Raw genomic sequence first — 26,991 nt, forward strand, 5'->3', positions numbered from 1 at the left:
CAGTAGTTAAACATTAAAACAATTTAAACCTTGAAATTGACAGAAACCGGAAGGAAGTCCTTTGCAAGTGTTCAGCCCGCGTTAGAATATCCTGATTTTCTGGATATCCAATTGCAATCATTCACAGAGTTTTTCCAGATTGATACACCTGCTGAAAGCCGCAGAGCGGAAGGCTTGTATCAAACTTTCATGGATAACTTCCCGATTGCAGACTCGCGCGAGAACTATGTGCTAGAGTTTGTGGATTACACCATTGACCAGCCAAAATACTCTGTAGATGAGTGTATCGATAGAGGTTTGACGTATTCTGTACCATTGAAGGCCAAATTAAAATTGACCTGTAATGACGCAGACAACGAGGATTTTGAGACCATTGAGCAGGAGGTTTTCTTAGGAAACATCCCTTACATGACCTCAAGAGGTTCTTTTGTGATTAACGGAGCAGAGCGTGTTATCGTTTCTCAGCTTCACCGTTCTCCGGGTGTGTTCTTCTCTATGAGTAAGCATACAAACGGAACGAAGTTGTATTCTGCACGTGTGATCCCAATGAAAGGATCTTGGATCGAATTCTCTACTGACGTGAATAACGTCATGTATGCGTACATTGATCGTAAGAAGAAGTTTCCAGTGACTACACTACTTCGTTCTATTGGATTTGGAACGGATAAAGAAATCTTGGATCTCTTCGGACTATCTGAAGAAATCGCGGCTACTCGTGATAACTTGAAGCAGGTTGTGGGTAGAAGATTAGCAGCAAGGGTGTTGAAAACTTGGACAGAAGACTTCGTGGATGAGGATACTGGTGAAGTAGTATCTATTGATCGTAACGAGGTTATCTTGGAGAGGGATTCCGTTATCACTGAGGACGATGTAGAATTGATCCTTAGCACAGAATTAAAGTCGGTTATCCTTCACAGAGAAGATGCCAACGTTTCTGAGTATAACATTATCTACAATACATTACAAAAAGATAGCTCTAACTCGGAGAAGGAAGCGGTGGAACAAATCTATCGTCAACTTCGTAACACTGAAGCTCCGGATGAAGCTACAGCGAGAGAGATTATCCAAGGTCTGTTCTTCTCTGACAAGCGTTATGACTTAGGAGAAGTAGGACGTTACAGAGTAAATACCAAATTGAATTTGGATACTCCACTAGAGACTAGAGTTCTTTCTAAAGAGGATATCATCTCTATCGTGAAGTATTTGATCGGTTTGATAAACTCTAAAGCAGTAGTGGATGATATTGACCACTTATCTAACCGTCGTGTACGTACCGTAGGAGAGCAGTTGTCCGGACAGTTTGGTGTAGGTCTAGCCCGTATGGCCAGAACCATCAAAGAAAGAATGAACGTTAGAGATAACGAAGATTTCAAACCGGTAGATTTGATTAATGCAAGAACCTTGTCTTCTGTAATCAACTCGTTCTTTGGTACTAACCAGTTGTCTCAGTTCATGGATCAAACGAACCCATTGGCGGAGATCACTCACAAACGTCGTCTATCCGCTTTAGGACCTGGTGGTCTATCCAGAGAAAGAGCAGGTTTCGAGGTTCGTGACGTTCACTATACGCACTATGGTCGTCTTTGTACTATTGAAACTCCTGAAGGTCCAAACATTGGATTGATTTCTTCGCTTTGTACTTATGCGAAAATCAACTCTATGGGCTTCATCGAGACTCCATATAACAAGATTGAAGACGGTAAGTTGACCGGAAAAATCGAATACCTAACGGCTGAAGAGGAAGATGGTAAGAACATTGCCATGGCTACTGCAGATGTAAATCCTGATGGAAGCTTTACAGTAGATACTTTGAAATGTCGTTACGAAGGTGACTTCCCAATGAAGTCTCCAGACGAGATCGAGTATATGGACATCGCTCCTAACCAGATCGTATCTATTGCGGCATCTATGATTCCTTTCTTGGAGCATGATGATGCTAACCGTGCTTTGATGGGATCGAACATGCAGCGTCAAGCAGTGCCTTTACTTCGTCCTGAAGCTCCAATAGTAGGTACTGGTTTGGAAGGTAAATTAGCTCGTGACTCCAGAACGCTAGTTGTAGCAGAAGGAGACGGGGTGATTGACTATGTAGATGCTGAGAAGATCGTAGTGAACTATGACTGGACAGATAACCAGAAATTAGTAAGCTTCGATACGAACTTCACTACTTATAAATTAATCAAGTTCCGTAGAACTAACCAGGATACATGTATTAACCTTCGTCCTATTGTATTAAAAGGACAAAGAGTTAAGAAAGGACAAATCCTTGTAGAAGGTTATGCTACTCAGGGTGGTGAACTTGCTCTAGGACGTAACCTTCAGGTAGCGTTCATGCCTTGGCAAGGTTATAACTTTGAGGATGCCATCGTAATCTCTGAACGTGTGGTTCGTGAAGATATCTTTACTTCCATCCACATTGAGGAATTTGACCTTGAAGTACGTGATACGAAGAGGGGAGAGGAAGAATTAACTTCTGAAATTCCAAACGTATCTGAAGAAGCAGTTAAGAACCTGGACGAAAACGGTATAGTACGTGTAGGTACTCACATCAAAGAAGGTGATATCCTTATCGGTAAGATTACTCCTAAAGGAGAGTCTGATCCAACTCCGGAAGAGAAGCTATTGAGAGCTATCTTCGGTGATAAAGCCGGTGATGTGAAAGATGCTTCTAAGAAAGCACCTCCATCTCTAAGAGGGGTGATCATTGATACCAAACTCTTCTCTAGACCTTCTAAAGAAGAACGTTTGAAACACAAGGAGGAAGTTAAACGTCTGATGGTAAAACACAGCAAAGACCTTTCTGCCTTGAAAGAAGTAATGATTGATAAAATGGTAACTCTATTAGACGGTAAAACTTCTAATGGTGTGAAACATAAATTCGGAGAAGAACTAATCTCTAAAGGAGTTAAGTTTAACCGTTCGAACATTACGAATAACCTATTCCCAGAGAAAAACCCATTTGTGGATGAAAGCACTTATAACGTGCCTGAAGAAGCAAACTTATTGGGTGATATTATCTTGGAAGGCTGGACTAATGATGCTGAAACGAACAGCCTTTTGGTACAATTAGTGAAAAACTATTTGACTAGAAGATCTGAAATCATCGGTGTGTTCAAGAGAGAGAAATTTGTTCTTGAAGTAGGTGATGAACTTCCAGCGGGTATCGTTAAGCTAGCTAAGGTTTACATCGCTAAGAAACGTAAACTGAAAGTAGGGGATAAGATGGCCGGTCGTCACGGTAACAAAGGGGTTGTGGCTCGTATCGTAAGAGACGAGGATATGCCATTCCTTGAAGACGGAACTACCATGGACATCGTACTAAACCCACTAGGTGTACCTTCCCGTATGAACATCGGACAGCTGTACGAGGTTTGTTTAGGATGGGCCGGAAAGAAGCTAGGTCGTAAATATGCTACTCCAATCTTTGATGGTGCTTCTAGCGAAGAAGTGGCAGCTGAGTTGAAAGAAGCAGGTCTACAAGAATTCGGTCGTACATACCTATATAACGGTTTAACGGGTGAGCGCTTTGACCAGCCTACAACAGTGGGTATCATGTATATGTTGAAGCTAGGTCACTTGGTAGACGATAAAATGCACGCTCGTTCTATCGGACCATACTCTCTTATTACTCAACAACCTCTGGGTGGTAAAGCTCAGTTTGGTGGTCAGCGTTTTGGAGAGATGGAGGTATGGGCTCTGGAAGCCTTCGGTGCGTCACATGTATTAAGGGAGATCCTTACGCTGAAATCCGATGACGTACTCGGAAGAGCGAAAGCATACGAAGCCATAGTTAAAGGTGAAAACTTACCTAAAGCTAGCATTCCGGAATCGTTTAACGTATTGGTGCACGAACTAAGAGGACTTGCACTAGAGATCACTCTTAATTAATTGTAATCATTTTCAAACAAAGAATAGAAAATGTCACTAAAGAAAAATAAAAAGCTGAATAGCGATTTTAATAGCTTCACCATCAGCTTGGCCTCTCCAGAATCCATTCTGGAAGGCTCTTACGGTGAAGTTACTCAGCCGGAAACCATCAACTATAGAACCTACAAACCAGAAATGGGAGGTTTGTTCTGTGAAAGGATTTTCGGTCCGGTGAAAGACTGGGAATGTCACTGCGGTAAGTACAAGAGAATCCGTTACAAAGGAATCATTTGCGACCGTTGTGGTGTAGAAGTAACAGAGAAAAAAGTTAGACGTGAACGTATGGGACACATTGAATTAGTGGTTCCTGTAGCTCACATCTGGTACTTCAAATCCCTTCCTAACAAAATCGGTTATTTGCTAGGCCTTTCTTCTAAAAAACTAGACCAAGTAATATACTACGAACGTTACGTGGTAATTCAGCCTGGTATTAAAGAAGAGGACGGTTTAAGCCAAATGGACTTCTTGACTGAAGAAGAATATTTGGACGTTCTTGACAAATTGCCTAGAGAAAACCAAATGTTACCTGATGAAGATCCTCAGAAATTCATCGCTAAAATGGGTGCTGAAGCGCTTTATATGCTTCTTTCTCGTTTGAAGCTAGATGAATTGTCTTACGAACTTCGTCACCAGGCAGCTACGGATAACTCTCAACAAAGAAAAGCGGAAGCTTTGAAACGTTTGAAAGTGGTAGAATCCTTCAGAGATGCTCAAACTCGTATTGAGAACAAACCTGAGTGGATGATTATCCGTATGGTACCTGTTATTCCACCGGAACTTCGTCCTCTAGTTCCTTTGGATGGTGGACGTTTCGCTACTTCGGACTTGAACGACTTGTACCGTAGAGTGATCATCCGTAATAACCGTCTGAAGAGACTTTTAGAGATCAAAGCTCCTGAAGTGATCTTGAGAAACGAGAAACGTATGCTTCAAGAAGCTGTTGACTCGTTATTTGATAACTCTAGAAAAGTAAACGCCGTTAGATCAGATGGTAACCGTGCTTTGAAATCCCTTTCTGATATGTTGAAAGGTAAACAAGGTCGTTTCCGTCAGAACTTATTAGGTAAAAGGGTGGACTACTCTGGTCGTTCGGTAATCGTGGTAGGTCCGGAATTGAAATTGCACGAGTGTGGTCTTCCTAAAGATATGGCCGCTGAGCTTTTCAAACCGTTTATCATCCGTAAACTGATTGAAAGAGGTATAGTTAAGACGGTGAAATCTGCGAAGAAGATCGTAGATAGAAAAGACGCGGTGATCTGGGATATCCTTGAGAATGTATTGAAAGGACACCCTGTATTGCTAAACCGTGCTCCTACACTACACCGTTTGGGTATCCAGGCTTTCCAACCTAAACTGGTGGAAGGTAAAGCTATCCAATTACACCCTCTAGTGTGTACCGCGTTTAACGCCGACTTTGACGGTGACCAGATGGCTGTTCACGTGCCTTTGAGCCAGGAAGCTATTATGGAAGCCTCTATCTTGATGTTGTCTTCGCATAACATTCTTAACCCGGCTAACGGTGCACCTATTACCGTACCTTCTCAGGACATGGTACTTGGTCTTTATTACGTAACTAAAGGAAAACGTTCTACTCCTGAAGAGCCAATCTTAGGAGAAGACAAGATCTTCTATAGTGCGGAAGAAGTGATCATAGCCTTGAATGAAGGTCGTCTTTCTAAACATGCCTTCATCAAAGTGAAAGCAAAAGTGAAAGATGAGAACGGAGAGTTGGTAGAAAAAATGATCGATACTGTAGCAGGTAGGGTATTGTTTAACCAATTCGTCCCTGAGAAAGTAGGTTATATCAATGAACTTTTGACCAAGAAAAAGCTTCAAGGTATCATCGGTAAGGTATTTAAGGAAGTATCCTTTGCCCGTACCGCGCAGTTCCTAGATGATATCAAAGAACTTGGATTCCAGTCGGCCTTCCGTGGTGGTCTTTCCATAGGTTTAGGTGACATCATGATCCCTGAAGAAAAACAAGGTCTGATTGATAATGCTCGTGAAGAAGTAGAAGAGGTACAAAACAACTATATGTTTGGTATCATCACTGAACGTGAGCGTTATAACCAAATCATCGATATCTGGACAAGAGTTAACACTCGTTTGAGAGAGACATTGTTGCGTCAGTTGGAAAACGACAGACAAGGTTTCAACCCAGTATATATGATGATGCACTCTGGAGCAAGGGGTTCTCAAGAGCAGATTCGTCAGTTAGGTGGTATGAGGGGTCTAATGGCCAAGCCACAGAAAAACATCGCGGGTTCTGTGGGTGAGATCATCGAAAACCCAATCCTTTCTAACTTTAAAGAAGGTTTGGATGTTCTTGAGTACTTTATCTCTACTCACGGTGCTCGTAAAGGTCTTGCGGATACTGCCCTTAAAACTGCCGATGCGGGTTACTTGACTCGTCGTCTTCATGATGTGGCTCAAGACGTTGTAGTGAACGAAGAAGACTGCGGTACTTTAAGAGGTATCAACGTTTCAGCATTGAAAGAAAACGATGATGTAATCGAACCACTTTCTGAGCGTATCCTTGGTAGAACTTCTGTTCATGACATTATCGATCCTATAACTAAGGAATTGATTCTGGCAGCAGGAGAGGAGATTACTGAAGAAATCGCTGAGCGTGTAGATGAAACATCAATTGAAACCATAGAGATTCGTTCTCCATTGACTTGTGAAACTAAAGTAGGGGTTTGTGCTAAATGTTATGGTAGAAACCTTGCTTCTGGTAGAATGGTTGACGTAGGTGAGGCTGTTGGTGTAATTGCTTCTCAATCTATCGGTGAGCCTGGTACACAGTTGACACTTCGTACGTTCCACACCGGGGGTACCGCGATGAACGTTTCCGTTGAAGCGAACTTGAAAGCGAAGTTCCCAGGTAAGATCAGCTTCGAAGATGTTAGAACAGTAGAATATACAAACAAAGAGGGTGAAGTTAATACTATCGTGATCGGTCGTCGTGGAGAAATCCGTATCATCGATCCGGCTACTAACCAACTTCTAATCTCTAACAACATACCTTACGGTTCAACTCTGCTTGTAAAAGATGGAGAGACTGTGGAAAAAGGTGCACCATTGTGTAACTGGGATCAGTTTAACGCGGTGATCATGACAGAATTTGATGGGGTAGTAGAATACGAATCCATTGAAGAAGGTGTAACTTATAGAGAGGAGGCTGACGAACAGACCGGTTTCCGTGATAAAGTGATCACTGACTCTAAGGATAGAGCGAAAAACCCTGCTATCATCATTAAGTCAGCAAGCGGTGAGACGAAAGACTATAACCTTCCTGTAAGTGCCCGTCTAATGGTGGAAAACGGACAAGAAGTGAAAGCCGGTCAAATCCTTGCTAAGATCCCAAGAGCGATCAACATGAACCGAGATATTACAGGGGGTCTTCCAAGGGTAACTGAGCTATTTGAAGCACGTAACCCTTCTAACCCTGCAGTAGTTTCTGAGATTGATGGTGTAGTTTCTTATGGTAGCATCAAACGTGGTAACAGAGAGATCTTCGTAGAAGCAAAAGACGGTACCAAGATGAAATACATGGTATCTCTATCTAAGTTGATCCTGGTACAAGAAGGTGACTTCATCCGTGCCGGTGAACCACTTTCTGACGGTGCTATTACACCTGCGGATATCCTTAGAATTAAGGGACCAACCGCCGTTCAGGAGTACTTGGTAAATGAAACTCAAGCGGTATATCGTCAACAAGGGGTGAAAATCTCTGATAAGCACATCGAGGTAATAGTACGTCAGATGATGCAAAAAGTAGACGTGTTAGACGCAGGTGATACCATGTTCCTTGAAATGCAAGCGGTAGATAAGTGGTTGTTCCGTGAAGAAAACGATAAGATCTTTGATAAGAAAGTAGTAGTAGATGCTGGTGCATCTGAAAACTACAAACCTGGTCAGATCATCTCTACTCGTGAATTCAAAGACGAGAACAGTCGCTTGAAACGTGAAGACAAGAAGCAGATGACCGTGAGAGATGCTCAACCAGCAGTTTCTCAAGTTATCCTTCAAGGTATCACTACGGCATCCTTAGGTACTGAATCATTCGTATCTGCTGCATCCTTCCAGGAAACTACTAAAGTACTTTCTGAAGCTGCAGTGAAAGGTAAACGCGATGATTTAGCCGGTCTGAAAGAAAACGTGATCGTAGGTCACTTGATTCCTGCCGGTACAGGACGTAGAAAGTACCAAAATATTCAGGTTAATTCTCTGGAAGAGATACAGGCTGCAAACGCTGCCCGTGCTGCAGAGCCTCGAAAAAGAGAGTATGTAGATTAATCTTAGAAGCGCCTCACAGAAGTGGGGCGCTTTTTTTATCTTTGGGCTATGTTTCCGAGGCCAGATCGCACTTTTTGGGAGAATATAAGATCTTCTGTTTTAGAGGGACTTGGTGTGGCTCTGTTTTTCTGGATCTTTAGACCCCTAGGCCTTGGTCTAATCCCTGAACATTCTGCTTATCCCATAGCATATGGCAGTATAGTATGTACTATCACCCTCATATATAGGTTGGTGTTTCCAAGCCTATTTCCTGATTTCTACAAGGAAGAGAATTGGACCGTAAAAAAGGAAATAATGGGGAATCTAGGTATACTCTGTTCCATCACCTTAGGCATTATTTTCTTTCACCATTATTACTACGGAGAAAACTTTGCACATCCGCTATTTGTCTTCCTTTTAGTAACGCTAATAGGAAGTATTCCCATTAGCATAAGCGTACTCTACAGATTTGCCTCCTTAAATAAGAAGTATTCAAAACCTCAAGAATTACCTTCAGTACCTCATCAAGGAGATGTGGTCTTAGTGGCTGAAAATGGAAAGGATATCTATAGATTCAAAGAACTGTATTACGTAGAAATTACAGATAATTATTCTACCGTTTTCCACAAAGAGGAGGGGAGGTTGAAAGGAGAACTCATTCGAAGTTCTCTCCATAGATTAGAAAAGCAATTAGTAGGGTCGCAGGTGGTCAGGTGCCACAGGTCTTATTTGGTCAACCTAGAAAAAGTGCAAAAGGTAAGCGGGAATGCCCAAGGGTATAAATTGCATTTGCTGGATGGAGAAATTCTGATTCCAGTTTCAAGAAAGTATTCAGATATTAGAGAGCTTTTTCATTCGTCCCAAAAGCTTTGATCATCGCCCCAAAAGCCCTTTAAGCCTATATTTCCCTATACTTTTGCCTGTACTTTTGCTCCATAAACTTATTGAAGATGGAGAAAATATTTATGTTTTTTTTAGCTCTGCATATCCTTACAGGAGGAGTTAGCTTGGTCAGTGGAGGAGTGGTGATGTTGTCCAAAAAAGGTGATCAGAAACATAGATGGTTAGGGAAAGTCTATTTCTATGCTCTAAGTACAGCTTGTTTCTGTGCCATGCCCATGTCCTATATACATCCTAATCTTTTCCTTTTTATGGTAAGCATATTTAGTCTGTATATGCTTTTATCCGGATGGAGATATTTAAGAATTAAAGAGGTGTCAGACTTCTATTGGATTGATCATTTGTACCTGGGAATCTTAATTCTCGCAGGGATCGTACTTGCTATTTGGGGAATTTTATTGGTCCTTCAATCCAAGAACTTTGGAATAGTACTATTCATTCTTGGAGGCTTCAGTTTAAATTTTGCTCGTCAAGACTACTTAACCATGAGAGGTAAGAGTAAGTACAAGAACTTTGGTTTAGTAAGACACATACAAAGAATGGCCGGTTCCTATATCTCCTCTCTGACGGCCTTTGTGGTGGTCAATAATACTTTCCTACCGGGAGCAATAGCTTGGCTTCTTCCAAGCCTGATTTTGGTGCCCTTGATAGTGAGATGGAGTAGGAGCTGGGGCCGACTAAGTAATAAGTTTGTATCCTAAACCCCGAATATTTAGGATTTGGACATTTTCATCCCCTTTTAGTCGTTTTCTCAATTTAGAAATGTAAGCGTCCATGTTTCTTGCGCTAAAGAAGTCATCATTTCCCCAAAGCGCAAGAAGCACCTCTTTTCTGGGTAAAAGTTCTCCCTTTTTTTGGCATAGATAATGCAATAAGGCAGACTCTTTGTGGGAGAGAATTTGAGTACTATGAAGAAAACTAAGCTCCTGTCTGACGGGATTAAAGGTGAACTTTCCCAATTGAAATTGCTCCATCTTATCCGTACGCTTACCTAATTCTTCAATTCTGAAAAACAGCTCTTCTAAATGAAAAGGTTTACGAAGAAAGTCATTTCCCCCTGAGATATAGGATTGAATCATGTCTTCTTTTTCTCCTTTAGCTGTAATGAATAGTATAGGCACGCTGGATTGAAATTTACGCACCGTTTCAGCAAGGTCCCAGCCGCTGAGTTTGGGTAACATCACGTCTAGAATTAGCAAATCAAACGTATGCTCTTTAATGCTTAATAAGGCATCAACACCATCATTTGCAAGTGTTACTTCATGGCCCCTTTTACGTAAACTGATGGCTAAAATTTCCTGTAAGGAGGCGTCATCCTCAGCTAAAAATAGATTCATTTGGGTAAAGTTATGATGAATGTGCTACCTCCGCCCTGTGCCGATACCATTTTAATAGTTCCTTTCATCCCTTCAATAATCTTCTTAACATAGCTTAAACCTACCCCAAAACCTCTTACCTCAGTAGAAGGTATTCTGTAAAATCGTTCAAAAATTCTTTCACTATGTTCCACTGGTATACCTATACCATTGTCAGATACTCGAATTTCTAAGGTTTTACCTTTAGTAAAAGCATCTATTTTAACCACAACATTCTCATTATTATTGTACTTGGTGGAATTGTCAAATAGATTTCTGAAAACCCGGAATAACTGCTCCTTTTTGCCCATAATTAAATGATCTCTGTCTAATTGGTATGTTAGATTAGGGAAAAGTTGTGCTGCTTCATGAATCACGGTCTTTAGGTGCAAAATCTCATTTTGGGTACCAAGCTTTGATTCTAGTAGAATTTCAGTACTAAGCTGGGCCAGAGAAGCTGCATTTTTGGATATCCTTTTTAGGAAGATTCTACGTTCCTCTTCTGTGCAGTCTAATTGTTCTAAAGCTTCAGAAGCCAACTGAATAGCAGTTACAGGAGTCTGTATCTCATGTGTCATATTTGTAATGAAAAGATCTTTCTCCTCACTTAATTTTTCCTGGGTATACAAGGTTTTATAAATCCATAAGAATGTAATCAGAGATAAAGCGATCAGCATCCAGGTTCCTATGATAGATACCAGCTGTTGCTTTAAAAAGTAGGTGATGGGAGGATTAAAGCTTGCCCAAAAGTAGTGAGGACCATGTGGTTTATACAGGCTCAAATCTACTTTTTCAGTTGACCATCCTCCACTTAAAGAATCATTGACTAGGAAGGGATAATGGATTCCATTCTCAGCAAGTGCATTGGAAAAATTTTGCTCCATTTCTCTCAGGTCAATGGGCTGGTAGAAATAGTATTTCTCCATGTGTCTACCAATGTTTGCGGTATAGTACCACAGCGTTGAATTCTTTAAATCACTTTTAATATTCTCGCAAAACTGTAGTATAAATTTCTCCCTTATTTCGGGAGTTATGCGGTCATATCTTGCTTTAATCTGGTCTAAACTTAAGGTGACAGTGTGTTGGCCTATAGAGCTGCTATCCTTGTCTTTAATGGTAAATGTGGTTGTAAAGCTTTCGGGATTCCATCGACAGGAAATTTCCGTACTATCCCGTAGAAACGTGGCTAAGTGGCTTGCGCTTTTATTTAGGTGATCTTGCCATGTTCTGGCTTTTGCGCTTACGAGACTCTCATGAACCTTTCGCTTGAAGATCTCTTGTTCGGAATTCCAGGTCAGCCAGTTGAAATAGACCTGTAGGCCTACAATAGTGAGGAACAAACTGGCGAACAGAAAAAGTAGTAGACGGATTTTCTTCTTCATAAGGGTAGTAAAATTAAACAATCCTTTCCCTTTTTAAGGATCAATTCACACTAATTCGCACTGATTGGCAAAGTGGTCATCCTAGAGCCTCTAGTTTTGTTGTAATCAAATTTACATGAAATGAAAAAACTGCTTTTTGCTTTACAATTTGTTTTCTATTCCGTTTATAGCCAAAGTATTAAGGTTACCACGGTGAATGGGCTGAAGGATAAGGATGCTAATTATCTCCTGGATTTTATGGATGTGTCCCTACAGAAATTTCACTTTGAAGGTGACCAATTGATAGGTAAAAGCCCCACCATACTTATCAAAGAGTTTAGAGATGGAAAATTAGTAAGAACGGATACACTTCTAAATGGGAAAGGGGATGCTAAGTACCTACAAATCAAAGAAGCTAAGTATAGCTTTTCGTTCTTTACTGAGATTAGGAATGAGAAACTTAGGACATTTATTCGTCATTCCTCCTATGGAGCAGGAAAGCGGGAGTTCGCTTTAAATAAAGACAAGTACGGATATGCACTGAAGGATTTTTTTGGTGCGAAACAAGAACTTTTATATGATGCAAAAGATCAAATTCCACTTTTGGCCATTATTACCCCACATGATCAAGGGAATGGTTTTGCGTCCTATTGTGAAGTAGTACAAACTGATATTTTACCAGAAGATCTGGGAAAGCACTTTGGAATTCCTCACTACTTTCTGGTTTATATTTCCTTCTAAAAAAAGAAGCTCCCGAAGGAGCTTCTGAGATTATTTGGTGTATTCGTTCCAACTTAATTCTGCCTGAGGATGAGGGAATTGTTTGAAAACCGTCCCTTTATCAAGGGAAACATCTATTTCTGATAGTTTGTCGTATCTTCTGGCATCTACCCATCTATGACCCCAAGGTTCAGCCCAAAGTGAATATCTTCTTTGGAACAAGATTTCATCTATTAATGCCGCAGTGGTGGTGGCTCCTGCATAAGGGGCTAATCCCGCCGCGGTACGGATGATATTAATGGCGGCCACACTCTCTGCAGGCTGATTCAGTTGAGCATGTGCTTCAGCTTTAATCAATATCAGCTCTTCATTCTTAATAAATGGAATAGCCGTGGTGTTATTTGGCCACCTCTTATCTTGGTACATGCCTTCTAAAACAGCATAAGTGGTAGAATTAACTACAGGAGCAGTCCTTTGTAAGAACTTTTCTTGCACACGTTTATCCCCAGGTAAGGCATCTGTGATCAATTTAGGATGAACCACCACCATGGTATTCACATTCGCATTTGGAACGTAATACAAGGGGTTGAAAGCATTCGGAGCAGCACCATAGGGGTGTGCAGGTCCTGCAGTTAAATTGCCATTTAAGTCCATGAAGGAGGCATTGACGGCATCGAGCGCACCTTGCCAATCTTTTCTATAAATGGCGTTTCTCGCAGCTATAGCGCGGTTTACCTTTTTAAGGCCGTCGATGGTATTGTAACCATTAAATCCTGCAGTCAATTTAAAGGTAAATGCACCTGTTGATTTATTCAATTCTGCATATCCTGCATCTAGTAAGGATTTTACATGATTCATGGCCTCCTGATAGGGTACAAAAGGTCCGGGATTCATGGGGTCAGACACATCGATACGTATGCCATTATCGTAAACTAAGTTGGCCGGTAACATAAATTGGTAACCTTGAATGGTTCTAGCAAACCCAATTACGGCACTTTTTTCAGCATCTGTTACTTGTGGTGCTGAGTTTACGGATTTGATTACTAATTCCGCTTGTCTAATGGCTTGGTAAGGGTTGTAATAAACGGTACCACCGGTATTACCAAAGCCAAAGAAGCTACTGTTTGGCTCTTTTAATGCTTGACCTAACCAGTCTGTTGTGAAACGTGGGTCAGATCCATTAAGATACCATACTTCCCTTCCAAAAGAACCCAAAGCTGCAGTCGAAGTAAACACATAGTTTCTATGCTTTTCTTCTAAACCAGTGATAAGGAACTGCACTTGCTGACGAGTAGCATTTTCTGTGTACCCCGCTTCTGAGGGGTTATTAGGGTCAATTACTTTGTCCACGTTTAGTGGATTACATGCTGATAACAGCATTAGACCCAAGACTAATTTATTATATCTGCTCTTCATAACCTTAAAAATCAAGTGTTAAATGGAAAAATACTCTCCTTTGCGTAGGGTAGGGGTTAATGTCTACATTGTTCGCTACAGATTGTGCTCCAAAGGTGGAAGTTTCAGGATCGTAGCCGTTATATTTGGTAAACAACAAAGCATTGTTCACAGAGCTACCTATTCTGATCTTCTCAATAGATCCATTTAAAATGGAGGAAGTGAAAGACTTAGGTAATGTATAATAAAGACCTATTTCTCTCAGTTTCACATAAGAGGCATCTTGTACCCAAGCAGAGGCAGTTGTAGGTTCACGGGCATCTATGACACCGTTTCCGTTTTTATCATCCATCCAGCCAACAGCTGTACCTCCACCGTTCAATAGGTAATGAGAAAGGTTGATGTTATCACCACCCTTCTTCCACTCAAACAAGAATGAGAAATCTAAGTTTTTGTAGATGTTCAAGTTGTTTGACCAGCTCATAGTGAACTTCGGTAAACTGTTACCTAGAACAGTAAAGTTCCCAGTAGAAGGACTGTTTGGTACAGCCGGAGTTCCAACGATAGTAGTTGGCGAGTAACCTTCTGAGTAAAGGAATGTACCCAATGAAGATCCGAATGCTCCCGCTATGTAAGTTGGAATACCTAACTTCGTCATCTTCACCCGGTTCTGCCAGTACATGATGCGCGTATTCCATTTTATGTTAGTCAACTCCACTGGCGTACCTGATAAACTCAACTCTATACCTTTGTTTTGAAGTTCAGCCTCATTACTTGAAATGGATGTCACCCCTGTACTAGGAGAAAGGCTTAAGTTTTGAAGGTTATTCTTCGTGTTTTTGATATAGTAGGAAGCTTCTAGCAATACTCTGCTATCAAATAGACCCGCATCTATACCCATTTCCAGTTCACTTGCTGATTCAGGACGAATGGCATTATTACCAATGGTATTTCCTACTACAGAGCCTAGAAGTCCGCCAATATTAGCTCCTCCCAAAGAAGTGAAGGTAGCTCCAAAACTAACCGGACCAGCCGTCTCACCATACGCAATTCTTGGTTTCAGTAGATTTATGGTTCTTCCACCCCAGTCCCCAAATTTCGCTAAGTTAACGGCTAAGGATGCTCTCGGGAAGGCATAGAACTGGGTGTGATCCGCGTTCAATGATGATTTATCCCAACGGATACCTACCGTACCTATAACTTTGTCTAGATAATTTGCTTCTTGTTGGAGGAACAAACCTGCTTCTTGAACATTTTGGAAGAATTGCTGGTCAATAGATTGGACGGTACCCTGACTTAAGTTGATTTGCCCAGGAGTTAATCCGCGAGAACGGTTAAACAAAACATTATCCTTGAAATCTAGACGCACAATACCGCCACTTGAGTTAAAGTTTACATTACCCACATTCCAGTTGTACACTAATGAAGCCTGGAAGTTAGTATTTGTACTTTCTTGTTTACCCCAAAGCACATCACCCGGGTTAGCCTGTGCTCTCTGATATTGCAGATCCTCAGGCATATGGATAAGCGTAGTGTTCTGAACATAATCTAATCCCCCTACAATTGAAGCCTTTAAGAAGGATTTCTCTGTTTTGAAGATGTCTATACCCAGATTGAATGCTTGTACAAACCGGTTTACGGTGGAGTTGTTTGTTGCCTTGTCTGTTAATGCCACAGGGTTTTCAGCAAAGTATGGGTTATCTGGATAAGAACCGTCAGGGTTAGCACGAAGGTCAAAGTAATTAGGTACATATGCTATAGAGTAACCTATACTGGCTCCGGAGTTGTTTTGATTCCCCGTAAAACCACGATCTGTATTGGTTTTGATGTAGTTAGAAGAAACGCCCAGAGTCAGCCAACTATTGATTTTATGATCAATGTTAGTTCTAAGTGAATAACGTTCAAAACCGGTATTTCTAATCGTTCCGTTTTCATCCGCAATGTTTCCTGAAATATAAAACTTCGTCTTATCCGTTCCACCTGTTAGGGAAAGACGAGTATTACTCAAAAGAGCCTTGTTATTATAGAAATAATCTTCATAATCTATGAAAGTATTGGTTTGAACAGCTTTTCTATAACGTTCAAGTTCAATAGCTCTTCTAGCCTCAGGAAAGAATTCATTGATTTTAGCTTCGCTCCAGTCATCTACACCTAGAAGACGTAAAGGGTTCGCAAAACCTATATCCTGTGAGAATGAAATTTTAGTCTTACCACTTGAACCTTTCTTGGTAGTAATTATCACTACACCAGCATTAGCACGAGTACCATAAATGGCCGCTGCTGATGGACCCTTAAGAATTTCAATGTTCTCGATATCCGCAGGGTTAATGTCAGCTAAACGGTTAGCACCGTCATCCTGATTAGAAGCACCTGCTCCTGTAAGTGTAGCTCTACCCGTTCTCTGTGAAGCGTTGTTAATGTAAACTCCATCAAGAATTATCAAGGGCTGAGACGCTCCTACCAGACTGGAAATACCTCTCAGCTGAATGGAAATACCACCGCCTGGTGCACCACCAGATGAACGAATATTAGCGCCTACTACTTTTCCATATAAGGCTCCGTCAGTAGTTTGAATAGTGGTAGTTCCCGTTAACTCTTTTGCTGATACCGAAGTTACTGCATTGGCCAAGTTACTCCTTTTCACAGAAGAGGCTAGACCACTCACTACTATCTCCTCAAGATTAGTAATATCTTCTTTCAAACTTACAGAAACGGAAGTTTGGGATGGCGATACGGGAATCGCTTGTAAGAAGTAGCCTAGAAATTTAATCTCTAAAGTAGCCTCCTGGTTAGTGGGAACTCCTAAAGAGAATTTTCCATCAGCGTCTGTTAATGTCCCTTTGGTTGGGTTTTCTTTAAGGTAAACGTTCGCCCCTATGATGGGTTCTCCGGTTTTGCCATCCTTCACTGTTCCCGTTACAGTGTACTGGGCAAATGCCTGGCCGGACCCCACTAAAAGTAGGAGTACCACGAGCCTAAGGTAGTGTTTCATCATACGTACATTATTTAGTGTAAATAATGCAATATAAGAGAGAGGAAGTGTTTGGTGAAATTAAAATATGTTAAGAGGATATTTTAAAAAATTTAAAAAATACTGCTTTTTGATTTTGTAATATTGAATTTCGATAAAATAAAATTCTATATTTTCTTTATAAGTCTTTGATTAAAAGTGTCTTTTATGTATAGTTATTAAAACAATTTTTGTCCTAACAAAAAAGTACTCAAGCCCGAGTTTAAAAAGTAGAAATTCTCTTCTTTTAGTGTAAAAAATGTTAGTTTAGTGGAGCATCGGGACAACGTCAGTTTATTTCATAATACTTTGCAGGAGCATAAAGCTTGAACTATATTGCAAGGATATACCCATATACCTATGGATGAAGCCAGCATAAAAAAGTATCTGCCCATCATTCTGTCGATAGCGATATTCATGCAGATGCTAGATTCAACTATCCTGAATACATCATTGCCTGCTATTGCCAAAGATTTCGGGGAGCCTTCCACGCATATGCAAAATGCCATCTTGGCCTATGTACTCACCTTAGCTGTTTTCATGCCCGTTACTGGTTTTTTAGCGGACAAGTACGGGACAAAAAAGGTTTTTATCTTATCCCTTGTCCTCTTCGCTTTAGGGTCTTTTCTCTGCGGATTCTCTCAAAATTTAAACCATCTGGTGATTGCCCGCGTCATACAAGGCATAGGAGGTAGTCTCATGACACCCGTAGCGAAACTTGCGCTCATTAGGACCTTCCCGAAAAAAGAATTAGTGAAGGCCATGAATTTTGCAATTATCCCAGCGCTTATAGGGCCTATATTAGGACCTTTAGTCGGTGGTTATATGGTAGATTACCTCTCATGGCATTGGATCTTTCTGATTAATCTGCCCATCAGCCTTGTAGGTTTGCTATTAAGCTTGCGATATCTGCCGGATTCCAAATCCACAGTCATAGATTTTGATCTCAAAGGTTTTCTCATCTTTGCCGCAGCCTCTCTTCTTTTATCTATCTCAGTAGAGCTTTTTTCCGGAGCGCACCATGTAACACCAGTGCTCTTGATGTTTGTTGTGGGCTTTATTTTAGTTTTCAGATATTTCAGGCATTCGCATGTGGATGACAACCCCATTTTTCCCTATTCTCTTTTTCAAGTCCGAACCTTTAGACTAGGGATCTTGGGTAATCTTGCTACCCGCCTAGGCATTAGCTCCATATCCCTGCTAGTTCCCTTGATGATACAATTGGACTATGGACAAAGTGCAGTGATCTCCGGTTGGCTAGTAGCACCCATGGCACTTACCGCCATCTTCGGAAAGTCTTTTGTGATTAGAATCCTGAACAAATTTGGATATCGGACTACGCTGATGGTTAATACCGTGATTATCGGAATCGTTATCTGTTTGTTTGCAATCCCGAATAATAATAGCTCCATTTACTGGTATATACCCCTGGTGGCAGTCCTGGGATTCTTCAACTCCATACAGTTCACTTCCATGAATACCATTTCATTAGCTGATCTACGGGATTATCAAAATAGTAGTGGGAATTCCCTTTTGTCTGTTAACCAACAATTGGCAATAGGATTTGGGATCTCTTTCGGCCTCCTTGTTCTAAGAAGCTTTGAAGCTACTCAAAGTGATCTCCATCAAGCTTTCAGATATACCTTCTTAGTGATGGGTATTACCACCATCATTTCCGGCGCCTTGTTTAGACGATTACATCCCACAGATGGAGCAAACTTGAGAAATTAACTACGGAATTTATCGTAAACCTGACGATTAAATACCGTACAAACCTGATTCTTCTCTAACTTCTCTCTCAATAAGCGGAGGCCATTTTCAGGAAGAGCATTGTACAGCTCATCCTTGTTTAAGACGTCTAACAAGCCTTTAGCATATGCTTCCGGTGTTAAATCTGCTACTACCGCGGCATTATAATCTTCTAATAAGGGAGATAGACCCGTTTGGTCTGAAACTACCGCCGGGAGTCCGTACATCAAGGCTTCTAAAACAGCTAATGAAAATCCTTCAGAGTAGGTAGGTAGTACAAAGATGCCCGACTTAGAAAACAGTTCTTTTTTGGGCTCACCCGTAACGGTGCCTAAGATTTGAACCTGTTCCTGCATGCCATTCTCCTTGCAAAAGTTCTCAATATACTCCAGCATTCCGTCATCAGGCCCAGCTATGAGCAGTTTTGCATCTGGACGTTTAGCTAATACCAACTTAAATGCAGGCATTAAGATTTCAAAACCTTTCTTATGATGAAGTCTCCCGATGTACAGCAATTCATTCCTCCTTCGGTCTGCAGGTGGGGTTACCTTCACTTCTTGAAGATCTGTGCCGTTCGGGATCACTTCCATATTATCCGGTTTGTATCCTAGATAATCAGTGACATCCTTGACCTCTCCATTATGGTTGACGTGTATAAGTTTTACTTTTCTCAGGAAGTTCTTCTGAAACCACTTCGAATATACTAACCTCTTATAATACACTAATCCTTTAAAAGTATAAGGATGCAAGCTGCCATGAATAGTGACAACTGTCTTGTGATGCAGGTTTAATTTGTCCACTAATAACTCCCCAAAGTTCCATAAGCAGTGCAAGTGAATGACATCTACCTCCTTTTCGTGTGCTACTACATAATCAGACAAGGCTGAACTATATAAAGGAATGACCTTGGTTAAGGTCTCAGGTTCAAATGATATCAATTCCACTCCCTCCGGTACGGGGTATGTAGTATGGCCCGCAAGGTTAGTAGATAAGATCTTGACTATATCTCCTTTTTCTCTTTGAAATGAGGCCAAATCTGCTACAAACTTTGAAGTACCCCCGTTCTCATACGAGTAGGTTAGGATGTGGTATATGGTCATCAGTAGAAATTAATGTACAAAGTTAAAACGTAGGAGATAGAATATTCGTTCTTGAATAAAAAACTAGATTTTTTTTACATTATCCTTCTTCTACCCCTAATTAAGTTTAATTGTTCGTAATTTTAACCCCTTAAAAACCGTGACGATCAATGGCTTTGCACTGGGCGGATTTGAAGAAAAACTTCAAGGGTGAGGTACTTACTGATAAGGTAACCAAAGTTTTATATGCTACAGACGCATCTGCGTATAGAGAGATTCCTTTAGGTGTAGTGTTCCCAAAGGACGAAGAAGATATCAAATCCTTGATTCAATTCGCTCATGATTATAGAGCCACCTTAATTCCACGTACTGCCGGTACTTCTTTAGCCGGTCAGGTCGTAGGTAAAGGTATCATCGTAGATGTTTCTCGCACTTTTACCCAAATCCTGGAAGTCAATAAAGAAGAGAGCTGGGTTCGTTTGCAGCCGGCAGTGGTGAGAGATGAATTAAACATGTTCTTAAAACCACACGGCCTGTACTATGGACCGGAAACCTCTACGGCTAACCGTGCTATGATAGGTGGGATGGTAGGGAATAATTCCTGCGGTTCAAATTCAGTGGTGTACGGCTCAGCCAGAGATCACCTGATGGAGGTAAAGGGTTTTCTTAGTGATGGAAGCTTTGTTACTTTTAAGGATCATAGCAAAGCAGAGTTCATTGAGAAGATTCGTGAGATCCACCAAAAAAAACACTGGACGCTGGAAGAAAAGATCTATGTGCACATCTTCAAAACTCTAAATAATTTAGACCATCAGGATAGGATACGTGCAGAGTTTCCTAAGCGCAGTATCACAAGGAGAAATACAGGTTACGCCATAGATGAATTATTAGAAACCGAAGTTTTCACAGAAGATTCTAAGGAGCCCTTTAACTTTTGCAAACTTATTGCCGGATCAGAAGGCACCTTGATGTTCATAACGGAATTGAAAATTCATGTTAACCCTCTGCCCCCTAAGTTTCAGGGTGTAGTGGCGGTTCACTGTTCCACAGTAGATGAATCCCTCCGCGCTAACCTGATTGCTCTTAAATATAAACCTAGTGCCGTTGAACTTATTGATCACTACATCTTAGAATGTACCAAAGCCAATAAGGAACAGTCTGCTAACAGATTCTTCGTTAACGGTGATCCCGGTGCCATACTTTGCGTGGAACTTTCTAGAGATACAGAGGAAGAAATCCAAGAGGATGCTAAACAACTAGAAGCAGAAATGAGAGCCAATGGTTTTGGCTATGATTTTCCCCTAGTACTTGGTCCTGATGTGAAAAGAATATGGTCCTTAAGAAAAGCAGGCCTCGGTCTTTTATCTAACCTTCCTGGAGATGAAAAGGCCGTAGCAGTGATTGAAGATACCGCCGTAGATGTAGAAGATTTGCCAGAATTTATCATAGAATTTAACCAGATTCTGGAGAAAAATGGAATGTTTTGTGTGCATTATGCGCATGCTGCAACCGGTGAATTGCACTTGAGACCTATCATCAATCTCAAGACACACGAAGGAAAAGCTCAATTCCGTTTAATCGCTGAAGAAATATCAGCTTTGGTAAAGAAATACAAAGGTTCACTTTCAGGTGAACATGGGGATGGCCGACTAAGAGGAGAATTCATCAAAGAACAAATAGGAGAGGAGAACTATGCACTCATCAAGGAACTCAAAGCAGTTTGGGATCCTGAAAATATCTTCAATGCCGGAAAAATTGTAGATACTCCTCCCATGGATGAGTTTTTGAGGTATTATCCCGGACAAATAACGCCAGAGTTTAAAACCGCCTTCCGATTTAAAGATCAAGATATATTACAACATGCCGAGCAATGTAACGGCTCCGGCGACTGTAGAAAAAGCCATCTCAGTGGAGGCACCATGTGCCCTTCCTATATGGCTACAAAGAATGAGAAAGACACTACTAGGGCAAGGGCAAATATCTTGAGAGAAACACTTACTCGTTCCAATAAGCCTAATCGATTCGATTCAGATGAAATAAAAGAGGTTCTTGACCTTTGTCTGGCTTGTAAAGCCTGTAAATCAGAGTGTCCATCAAACGTAGACATGGCGAAGTTGAAGATGGAGTTCTTACACCAGTACTATAAAGATAACGGAGTTCCTCTTCGCTCATGGTTAGTGGGGAATTATCCAAAACTAAATAAGATTGCGTCTAAGTTTCCTAAGCTCTACAATGGTGTATTCAAGAATGAATCCCTAAGGAGGATAGCTAACTGGACAGTAGGCTTCCATCCGGATAGAACCATGCCTTTGTTGGCCGAGCATACTTTTAAGGATTGGTTTAGAAAGGAACACGGAGACAGTGCCGGGCAGGGAAATAAGAAGGTACAACTCTTCGTGGATGAGTTTACAAACTATAACGATGTAGAAATTGGGAAAAAGGCGGTTGATGTTCTAATCAGATTAGGGTACACAGTAAAACTGGAAGACCATGCAGAATCCGGTAGATCTTACCTGTCTAAAGGATTATTAAATGCCGCCAAACGTTTAGCAAATGTGAACGTTAGTCTGTACAGCGAAATCATCACAGAGGAAGTGCCTTTAGTAGGTATAGAGCCTAGTGCTATCCTTACTTTTAGAGATGAATATCCAGATCTTGTTTCTGAACATTTGGTAGAAAAAGCTCAAGAATTGGCGAAGAATGTCCTGACCTTTGAGGAATTTATAGGAAGGTTAGTAGATGCCAAAGAAGTGGATAGAAGTATCTTCACTCAAGAAAAGAGGCTGATCAAACTGCATGGGCATTGCCAACAAAAAGCGGTTAGCTCCCTAATTCCAAGTAAGAAAATGCTTAGTCTTCCTCAAAATTATGAGGTGCAATTAATCCCTAGTGGGTGTTGCGGAATGGCCGGATCCTTTGGATATGAAAAGGAACATTATGAACTATCCATGAAGATTGGAGAATTAGTGCTTTTCCCTACAGTCAGAGCACAGGCAAACGACGTACTTATTGCTGCTGCCGGTACTTCTTGTAGACACCAAATCCATGATGGAACAAAACGTACTGCCTTACACCCTATAGAGATTCTTTGGGGAGCTATAGATCACCAAACCTTGTAACGGTACCAGTTGATCAGCTTACGATAAAGGCTAGGCCTATTGTTCTTTCTGATATATCTCGTGATTGCCTCACTTGGCTTAGGAGAGTCTTCTAAATGGATGATTCTTTCGCCAAAATGTAACTCGTCTTTTAAAGTTGATGCAGCGGGATTCGAACCTGAACCATCATCTCCCGTAGTTTTTATCTTGGAATATCTGGGAATCAGGCAGTAACCTTGATGTTTTACATGATGGTAGGCCCAGCGAACAGCCCATGAATTGATAACACCTCGTTGCTGCTTCACAATCATAGGTAAAATGTCTTCTCCGGCATTCTTGATATCATCTTTTCTCTTTGGACTTTGAAGAAATTCTTCAAAATCCTTTACCTCCCAGTCTACTTTCTCCCATCTGTCCTTCCATGTTCCCCATCCTAAAGAGGATGCCCTAAAGACCAATGCCGTGTCACCAGAATAGTTCTTTACACTTCCTGTACCAAAGCTGTATCCTGAAACAGAGAAAATATGAGCCTGGTTTTCATATTTTTCCAATGCTTGATTCATGTACGAAAGGAAATCCGATGTACAGAGCAAATCATCTTCCATGATAATGGCTTTTCCTCTAAGTGTTATGACCTGAGTGACTCCGTCAATAACAGATCTAGCTAATCCTTTATTCTTTGGGGCGGAAATTAACTCTACCGACTTAAACCCTTTTAACTCTCCGATGAACTGTCGGACAGCTTCTACTTTTTCAATATCTGATTCCTTTCTTGGACCATCTGAAAAGACATAAAGGTCAGAGTAGGCAGCCTCAGGATTTTTTAATACAGCTTCTAATGTCCTTTTGAGGTGGTCTGGTCTGTTATAAGCAAAAGCTACTATGGGTGCGTAATTCATTTTCTTTTCAAGGAATCAAGTACATTGTTTAAGTCTGGGGATATTCTCCAAAAGTAAACCCCACCACCAAATATGGCTACAATGGCCAAACCTTTGGCTGCAATCTCCAGCACATTGGGAATGAATCCTCCTCCTTCATGCCAATCCAATAATAAAGTACTACCAAATGCAGCAGCAGCTAGAAGAAGAACTTTAACAGTATTCAGATTGAAGGGTTGCATCCCAAATTTATACCAGATAAATGCAAATTTCGAAAGATTATATAAAACAGTGGACAGTAATATGGCCCATGCTGCACCGTTGTACCCCGCCGTAGGAATGAGAACAAAGTTCATGGCGGATAGAAGAACAAATCGGAACAAAAACAAGAAGAAGTCTACTTTATAGTATTTTGAATTCTTCAGTATCTCAGAATTTAGTCCTGTAGACATATCGAAGACATTGGCTAAGCCAATCAATAATACTACCCACTTCCCCGCCTTGTACTTGTCGGGATTCGGAATGATTTCAAAAATGGAATCAATATTCGTCCAAACACCTAGAAACAAGAATAACCCTATGATGCAGAGATTTAATGCAGATTTATGATAAATGGTCTGTACCTCCTGTACATTTCCCTCCGCCCATGCTCTGGCTAATACAGGGTCACTTACAGAGGCTATGGTGTTCCTTGGAATAGATATTACCAAAGCAATACTAAGCGCAATGTTGAAAATGGCCGTATGCGTAAGTCCATTGTCAAACATGGGTAGAATCAACTTTTCTAGATGTGGTAAGGCCGTAGCAGCAGCACTTCCGATCATAGTCCATAGACCGTATTTGATCATTTCGGGAAACAAGGGAGACCGTACGAAATCCCAATTTTTTACCAAAAAGAACTTACCTAGTCTTTTTACATAGAAAAGTAGTAGGACTACCACTAGGAGATAGATCAAAGCCAAACCTATCACCACGCCCTGGAAGGAAATCAAATGTAGGAAATAGGCTACTACCAAAAAGGTGTTGGCCAGTTTCATCCCTATTTCTCGAATAATAGCGGGAACTACCACCTTGAAATGAACCCTACAATATGCTTCCAGTAAGGTCTGGTAGAGCATAGAGAAAGTCAAAAGGGGCAATGCCCAAAAATATTGTACAAGTTGAGGAGACTCCGAATAAAGTCCTTTGAAAAAATCCTGGAATAAGAAAAACAGAACCAGGAAGACGATGAAGCCTATCAGGGGAACAGTTAGCAAGAAAGTGAAAATACCGTGGTATTTCTTCTCTACATCTGCAAATCTGTTGAAAAACCTTACAATAACATGCGGAACACCTAAGTTTATGAATCCTGCAGATACCACAGGAAAGCTTAGCAAAATGGCATATAGGCCGTTTTCTTCTGTACTTAAGAGCTTATTATATACAAATAGCACATTCAGTGTGCCTATGAGTACACCGGTATAATTAACTATAGAGTTTTTTAGGCTCTCTCGAATGATAACTCCCATTATCTACGCAGAGTTAAACACTGCTTTTATCAGACCTTTCCTAAAAAAGGGCGGGTCAATGGTTTGAAAACTGTTTATAAAGACCATTAATCCCGGATTCGGGTAATAATGGTATCCTTTTTCATTAAAATACTGAGCATATTTTTCGAAATCCTCTTGCTTATGATAGGTGCATAAAGCAATTTTCTTCGGACGGTGTTTACCCATTCCGTCTAAAACTCGTTGCTCCGCCCCTTCCACATCTATCTTATAGAAAGAAGGATGTTCATGCTCGAAGTAGTGATCTAATCGAACCTCAGTTTCAGAGTTTTTATCTGATACATATTTGCGAATGATGACCACCTTCTCCTTCCAGGGTGCAAAGGTAGCTTGTAAAGCCTCTATCCACTCCTCATCTTGTTCAAAAAGATAGGCTTTTTCTAACTTTTGTATGTTCATTAAGGTGAATAAGCCTTCCGCGCAACCAACATCGGCTAGAATCTCACCCTCTTCAATATGGAATTTTTCATCCGTATAACAGTGTGGACTTTCCGGGTCTTGCTCCATGTAAAGTCCGTTAAGAAGAAGTTTAATGGTAGCAGGATTTTGAGATCTTTTAAAGAATAGCTTACCCCAGCGGGTGGGAACGTAAGGTAGCCCATTTTCAAAAGCTACATGAATGCTAGATGGCGAGTATTTCTCTTGAAAAGGAGCCACAAAAACCCCTAATTTATGATCCTTAAGATATGCCAAAGCATGATTAACCTCCGGATCCGTACTAGGGTTTTCGGAATAGTACCTTAATATAGAGCTTTTCGTCTTCTCTAAATGCTTGTTAAATTGATATACTCTTTTTCTAGCTAGGAATTTTCTCTTTAGTTCTTTGAATATCATTGAGGTATGCTCCAGGTTGAATTGATTGATTTCTAAATCGTTGAATAGGTAAAGTAAGTAATTTTATCATCATTTTTAGATAAGGTATAGGACTTTGCCCTTTAACAGGGGCTAATATAGCCTTTTTCCCAGCCGCTAATACACTATATGCATAGGCACTTAATACTGATCTTTTTAAATTTACAGCTTCCGTAATATAGTAGAGAAATTCTGAGTGCAACAGCTTTTCCGGAGAACTTGGTCTGTTCTCTCTGCAGTGAAATGCTTTAGCCTGAGGGATATAGGCGATTTTATAACCGAAATAATGTAGCCTGTTTACATAGTCCACATCTTCCCCGTAATGAGGAAAAAGGGGACTGAAGCCTCCTACCTTTTGGATCACAGCAGTAGGTATCCACCAAAAAGCTGCATTTATAAAGTTAACAGGCACTATATCAGCTGCCGGTATAGTATCATCTAACTTTGTATAGCTTTTAAATCCAAAATCTAATTCGCTTCCAGAGCCATTGTAATGGAGAGGGGATAAAATACCTAAAGCAGGATATTTTTCTCCAATTTGCTTTAATTTTTCTATGGTGTCAAATTCCAAATAAGTGTCTTGGTTCACAAGGAAAACCGTATCATAATCGTTCTGAAGGGCATACTCAAAGCCTAGATTATTAGCAGCTCCAAACCCTAAGTTCTTCTTGTTTTGAAGTAGAACAACTTCTGGAAAATCCCTCATAATTCTTGTACAAGTCTGATCCGTGGAGGCATTATCCACCACCAGCACATCCGTAGAGGGGTGTTTTAAACTTTTTAAACACCTATCTAACCACGGTTCAAAATTGTAGGATACGATAACCGCTAAAATCTTCATA

General features: G+C 40.8%; 16 protein-coding genes. 7 read left to right on the plus strand and 9 right to left on the minus strand.

What is annotated here, in order from left to right:
- Positions 1 to 30 precede the first annotated feature (30 nt).
- The 4 genes from rpoB to LBYS_RS13085 all read left to right on the plus strand — a co-directional run bounded on the left by rpoB (position 31) and on the right by LBYS_RS13085 (position 9,806).
- Entirely contained in the window at positions 31 to 3,888 is a 3,858-nt protein-coding gene (rpoB, locus tag LBYS_RS13070; protein WP_013409319.1) for a DNA-directed RNA polymerase subunit beta, read from the plus strand.
- Between the two features lie 30 nt (positions 3,889 to 3,918).
- Positions 3,919 to 8,226, plus strand: coding sequence for a DNA-directed RNA polymerase subunit beta' (gene rpoC, locus LBYS_RS13075; RefSeq protein ID WP_013409320.1), 4,308 nt, complete (start codon positions 3,919 to 3,921; stop codon positions 8,224 to 8,226).
- Positions 8,227 to 8,274: 48 nt separating this feature from the next.
- Positions 8,275 to 9,078 carry a LytR/AlgR family response regulator transcription factor gene (locus tag LBYS_RS13080; RefSeq protein ID WP_013409321.1) on the plus strand — a complete coding sequence of 268 codons (804 nt, stop codon included), beginning with the start codon at positions 8,275 to 8,277 and terminating at the stop codon, positions 9,076 to 9,078.
- A 77-nt stretch (positions 9,079 to 9,155) separates the two neighbouring features.
- The gene (locus LBYS_RS13085) at positions 9,156 to 9,806 is read left to right on the plus strand and encodes a DUF2306 domain-containing protein (protein ID WP_013409322.1); all 651 of its coding nucleotides are present in this window, start codon (positions 9,156 to 9,158) and stop codon (positions 9,804 to 9,806) included.
- Here the strand turns inward: LBYS_RS13085 and LBYS_RS13090 are convergent.
- Together LBYS_RS13090 and LBYS_RS13095 are read right to left on the minus strand one after the other, a co-directional pair.
- Positions 9,783 to 10,442 (minus strand): response regulator transcription factor, encoded by a 660-nt coding sequence (locus LBYS_RS13090; protein WP_013409323.1) that lies wholly within the window; start codon positions 10,440 to 10,442, stop codon positions 9,783 to 9,785. The genes LBYS_RS13085 and LBYS_RS13090 overlap by 24 nt on opposite strands.
- Positions 10,439 to 11,842: a sensor histidine kinase gene (locus LBYS_RS13095; RefSeq protein ID WP_013409324.1), complete on the minus strand. Its 1,404-nt coding sequence runs from the start codon at positions 11,840 to 11,842 to the stop codon at positions 10,439 to 10,441. Before LBYS_RS13095 ends, LBYS_RS13090 begins: the two co-directional genes overlap by 4 nt.
- Before the next feature lie 120 nt (positions 11,843 to 11,962).
- On the opposite strand from LBYS_RS13095, the gene LBYS_RS13100 reads away from it, so the two are divergent.
- Positions 11,963 to 12,562 carry a hypothetical protein gene (locus LBYS_RS13100; RefSeq protein WP_013409325.1) on the plus strand — a complete coding sequence of 200 codons (600 nt, stop codon included), beginning with the start codon at positions 11,963 to 11,965 and terminating at the stop codon, positions 12,560 to 12,562.
- A 30-nt stretch (positions 12,563 to 12,592) separates the two neighbouring features.
- Here the strand turns inward: LBYS_RS13100 and LBYS_RS13105 are convergent, their stop codons facing one another.
- Both LBYS_RS13105 and LBYS_RS13110 read right to left on the minus strand, forming a co-directional pair.
- Complete coding sequence (locus LBYS_RS13105) at positions 12,593 to 13,957, minus strand: RagB/SusD family nutrient uptake outer membrane protein (RefSeq protein ID WP_013409326.1); 1,365 nt, start codon at positions 13,955 to 13,957, stop codon at positions 12,593 to 12,595.
- A 4-nt stretch (positions 13,958 to 13,961) separates the two neighbouring features.
- Positions 13,962 to 16,931 (minus strand): SusC/RagA family TonB-linked outer membrane protein, encoded by a 2,970-nt coding sequence (locus tag LBYS_RS13110; RefSeq protein WP_013409327.1) that lies wholly within the window; start codon positions 16,929 to 16,931, stop codon positions 13,962 to 13,964.
- Positions 16,932 to 17,306: 375 nt separating this feature from the next.
- Here LBYS_RS13110 and LBYS_RS13115 point away from each other — a divergent pair, with 375 nt between their 5' ends.
- On the plus strand, positions 17,307 to 18,677 hold the full coding sequence (locus LBYS_RS13115; protein WP_041824712.1) for a DHA2 family efflux MFS transporter permease subunit: 1,371 nt from the start codon (positions 17,307 to 17,309) through the stop codon (positions 18,675 to 18,677).
- Here the strand turns inward: LBYS_RS13115 and LBYS_RS13120 are convergent.
- The gene (locus tag LBYS_RS13120) at positions 18,674 to 19,795 is read right to left on the minus strand and encodes a glycosyltransferase (RefSeq protein WP_013409329.1); all 1,122 of its coding nucleotides are present in this window, start codon (positions 19,793 to 19,795) and stop codon (positions 18,674 to 18,676) included. The genes LBYS_RS13115 and LBYS_RS13120 overlap by 4 nt on opposite strands.
- 149 nt (positions 19,796 to 19,944) lie before the next feature.
- Between LBYS_RS13120 and LBYS_RS13125 the strand changes: the two genes are divergently transcribed.
- Positions 19,945 to 22,893, plus strand: a complete 2,949-nt coding sequence (locus LBYS_RS13125; protein WP_013409330.1) for an FAD-binding and (Fe-S)-binding domain-containing protein — start codon at positions 19,945 to 19,947, stop codon at positions 22,891 to 22,893.
- Here the strand turns inward: LBYS_RS13125 and LBYS_RS13130 are convergent.
- The 4 genes from LBYS_RS13130 to LBYS_RS13145 are packed head-to-tail and all read right to left on the minus strand — an operon-like array spanning position 22,878 to position 26,990.
- The gene (locus tag LBYS_RS13130; protein ID WP_013409331.1) at positions 22,878 to 23,771 is read right to left on the minus strand and encodes a glycosyltransferase; all 894 of its coding nucleotides are present in this window, start codon (positions 23,769 to 23,771) and stop codon (positions 22,878 to 22,880) included. The genes LBYS_RS13125 and LBYS_RS13130 overlap by 16 nt on opposite strands.
- Positions 23,768 to 25,258 carry an oligosaccharide flippase family protein gene (locus LBYS_RS13135; RefSeq protein WP_013409332.1) on the minus strand — a complete coding sequence of 497 codons (1,491 nt, stop codon included), beginning with the start codon at positions 25,256 to 25,258 and terminating at the stop codon, positions 23,768 to 23,770. Before LBYS_RS13135 ends, LBYS_RS13130 begins: the two co-directional genes overlap by 4 nt.
- Positions 25,259 to 25,261: 3 nt before the next feature.
- Positions 25,262 to 26,131 (minus strand): FkbM family methyltransferase, encoded by an 870-nt coding sequence (locus LBYS_RS18405; RefSeq protein ID WP_013409333.1) that lies wholly within the window; start codon positions 26,129 to 26,131, stop codon positions 25,262 to 25,264.
- Positions 26,094 to 26,990 carry a glycosyltransferase family 2 protein gene (locus LBYS_RS13145; RefSeq protein ID WP_013409334.1) on the minus strand — a complete coding sequence of 299 codons (897 nt, stop codon included), beginning with the start codon at positions 26,988 to 26,990 and terminating at the stop codon, positions 26,094 to 26,096. Before LBYS_RS13145 ends, LBYS_RS18405 begins: the two co-directional genes overlap by 38 nt.
- Position 26,991: the final 1 nt, after the last annotated feature.

Source organism: Leadbetterella byssophila DSM 17132, from assembly GCF_000166395.1.
In the GTDB taxonomy this organism is placed as follows: domain Bacteria; phylum Bacteroidota; class Bacteroidia; order Cytophagales; family Spirosomataceae; genus Leadbetterella; species Leadbetterella byssophila.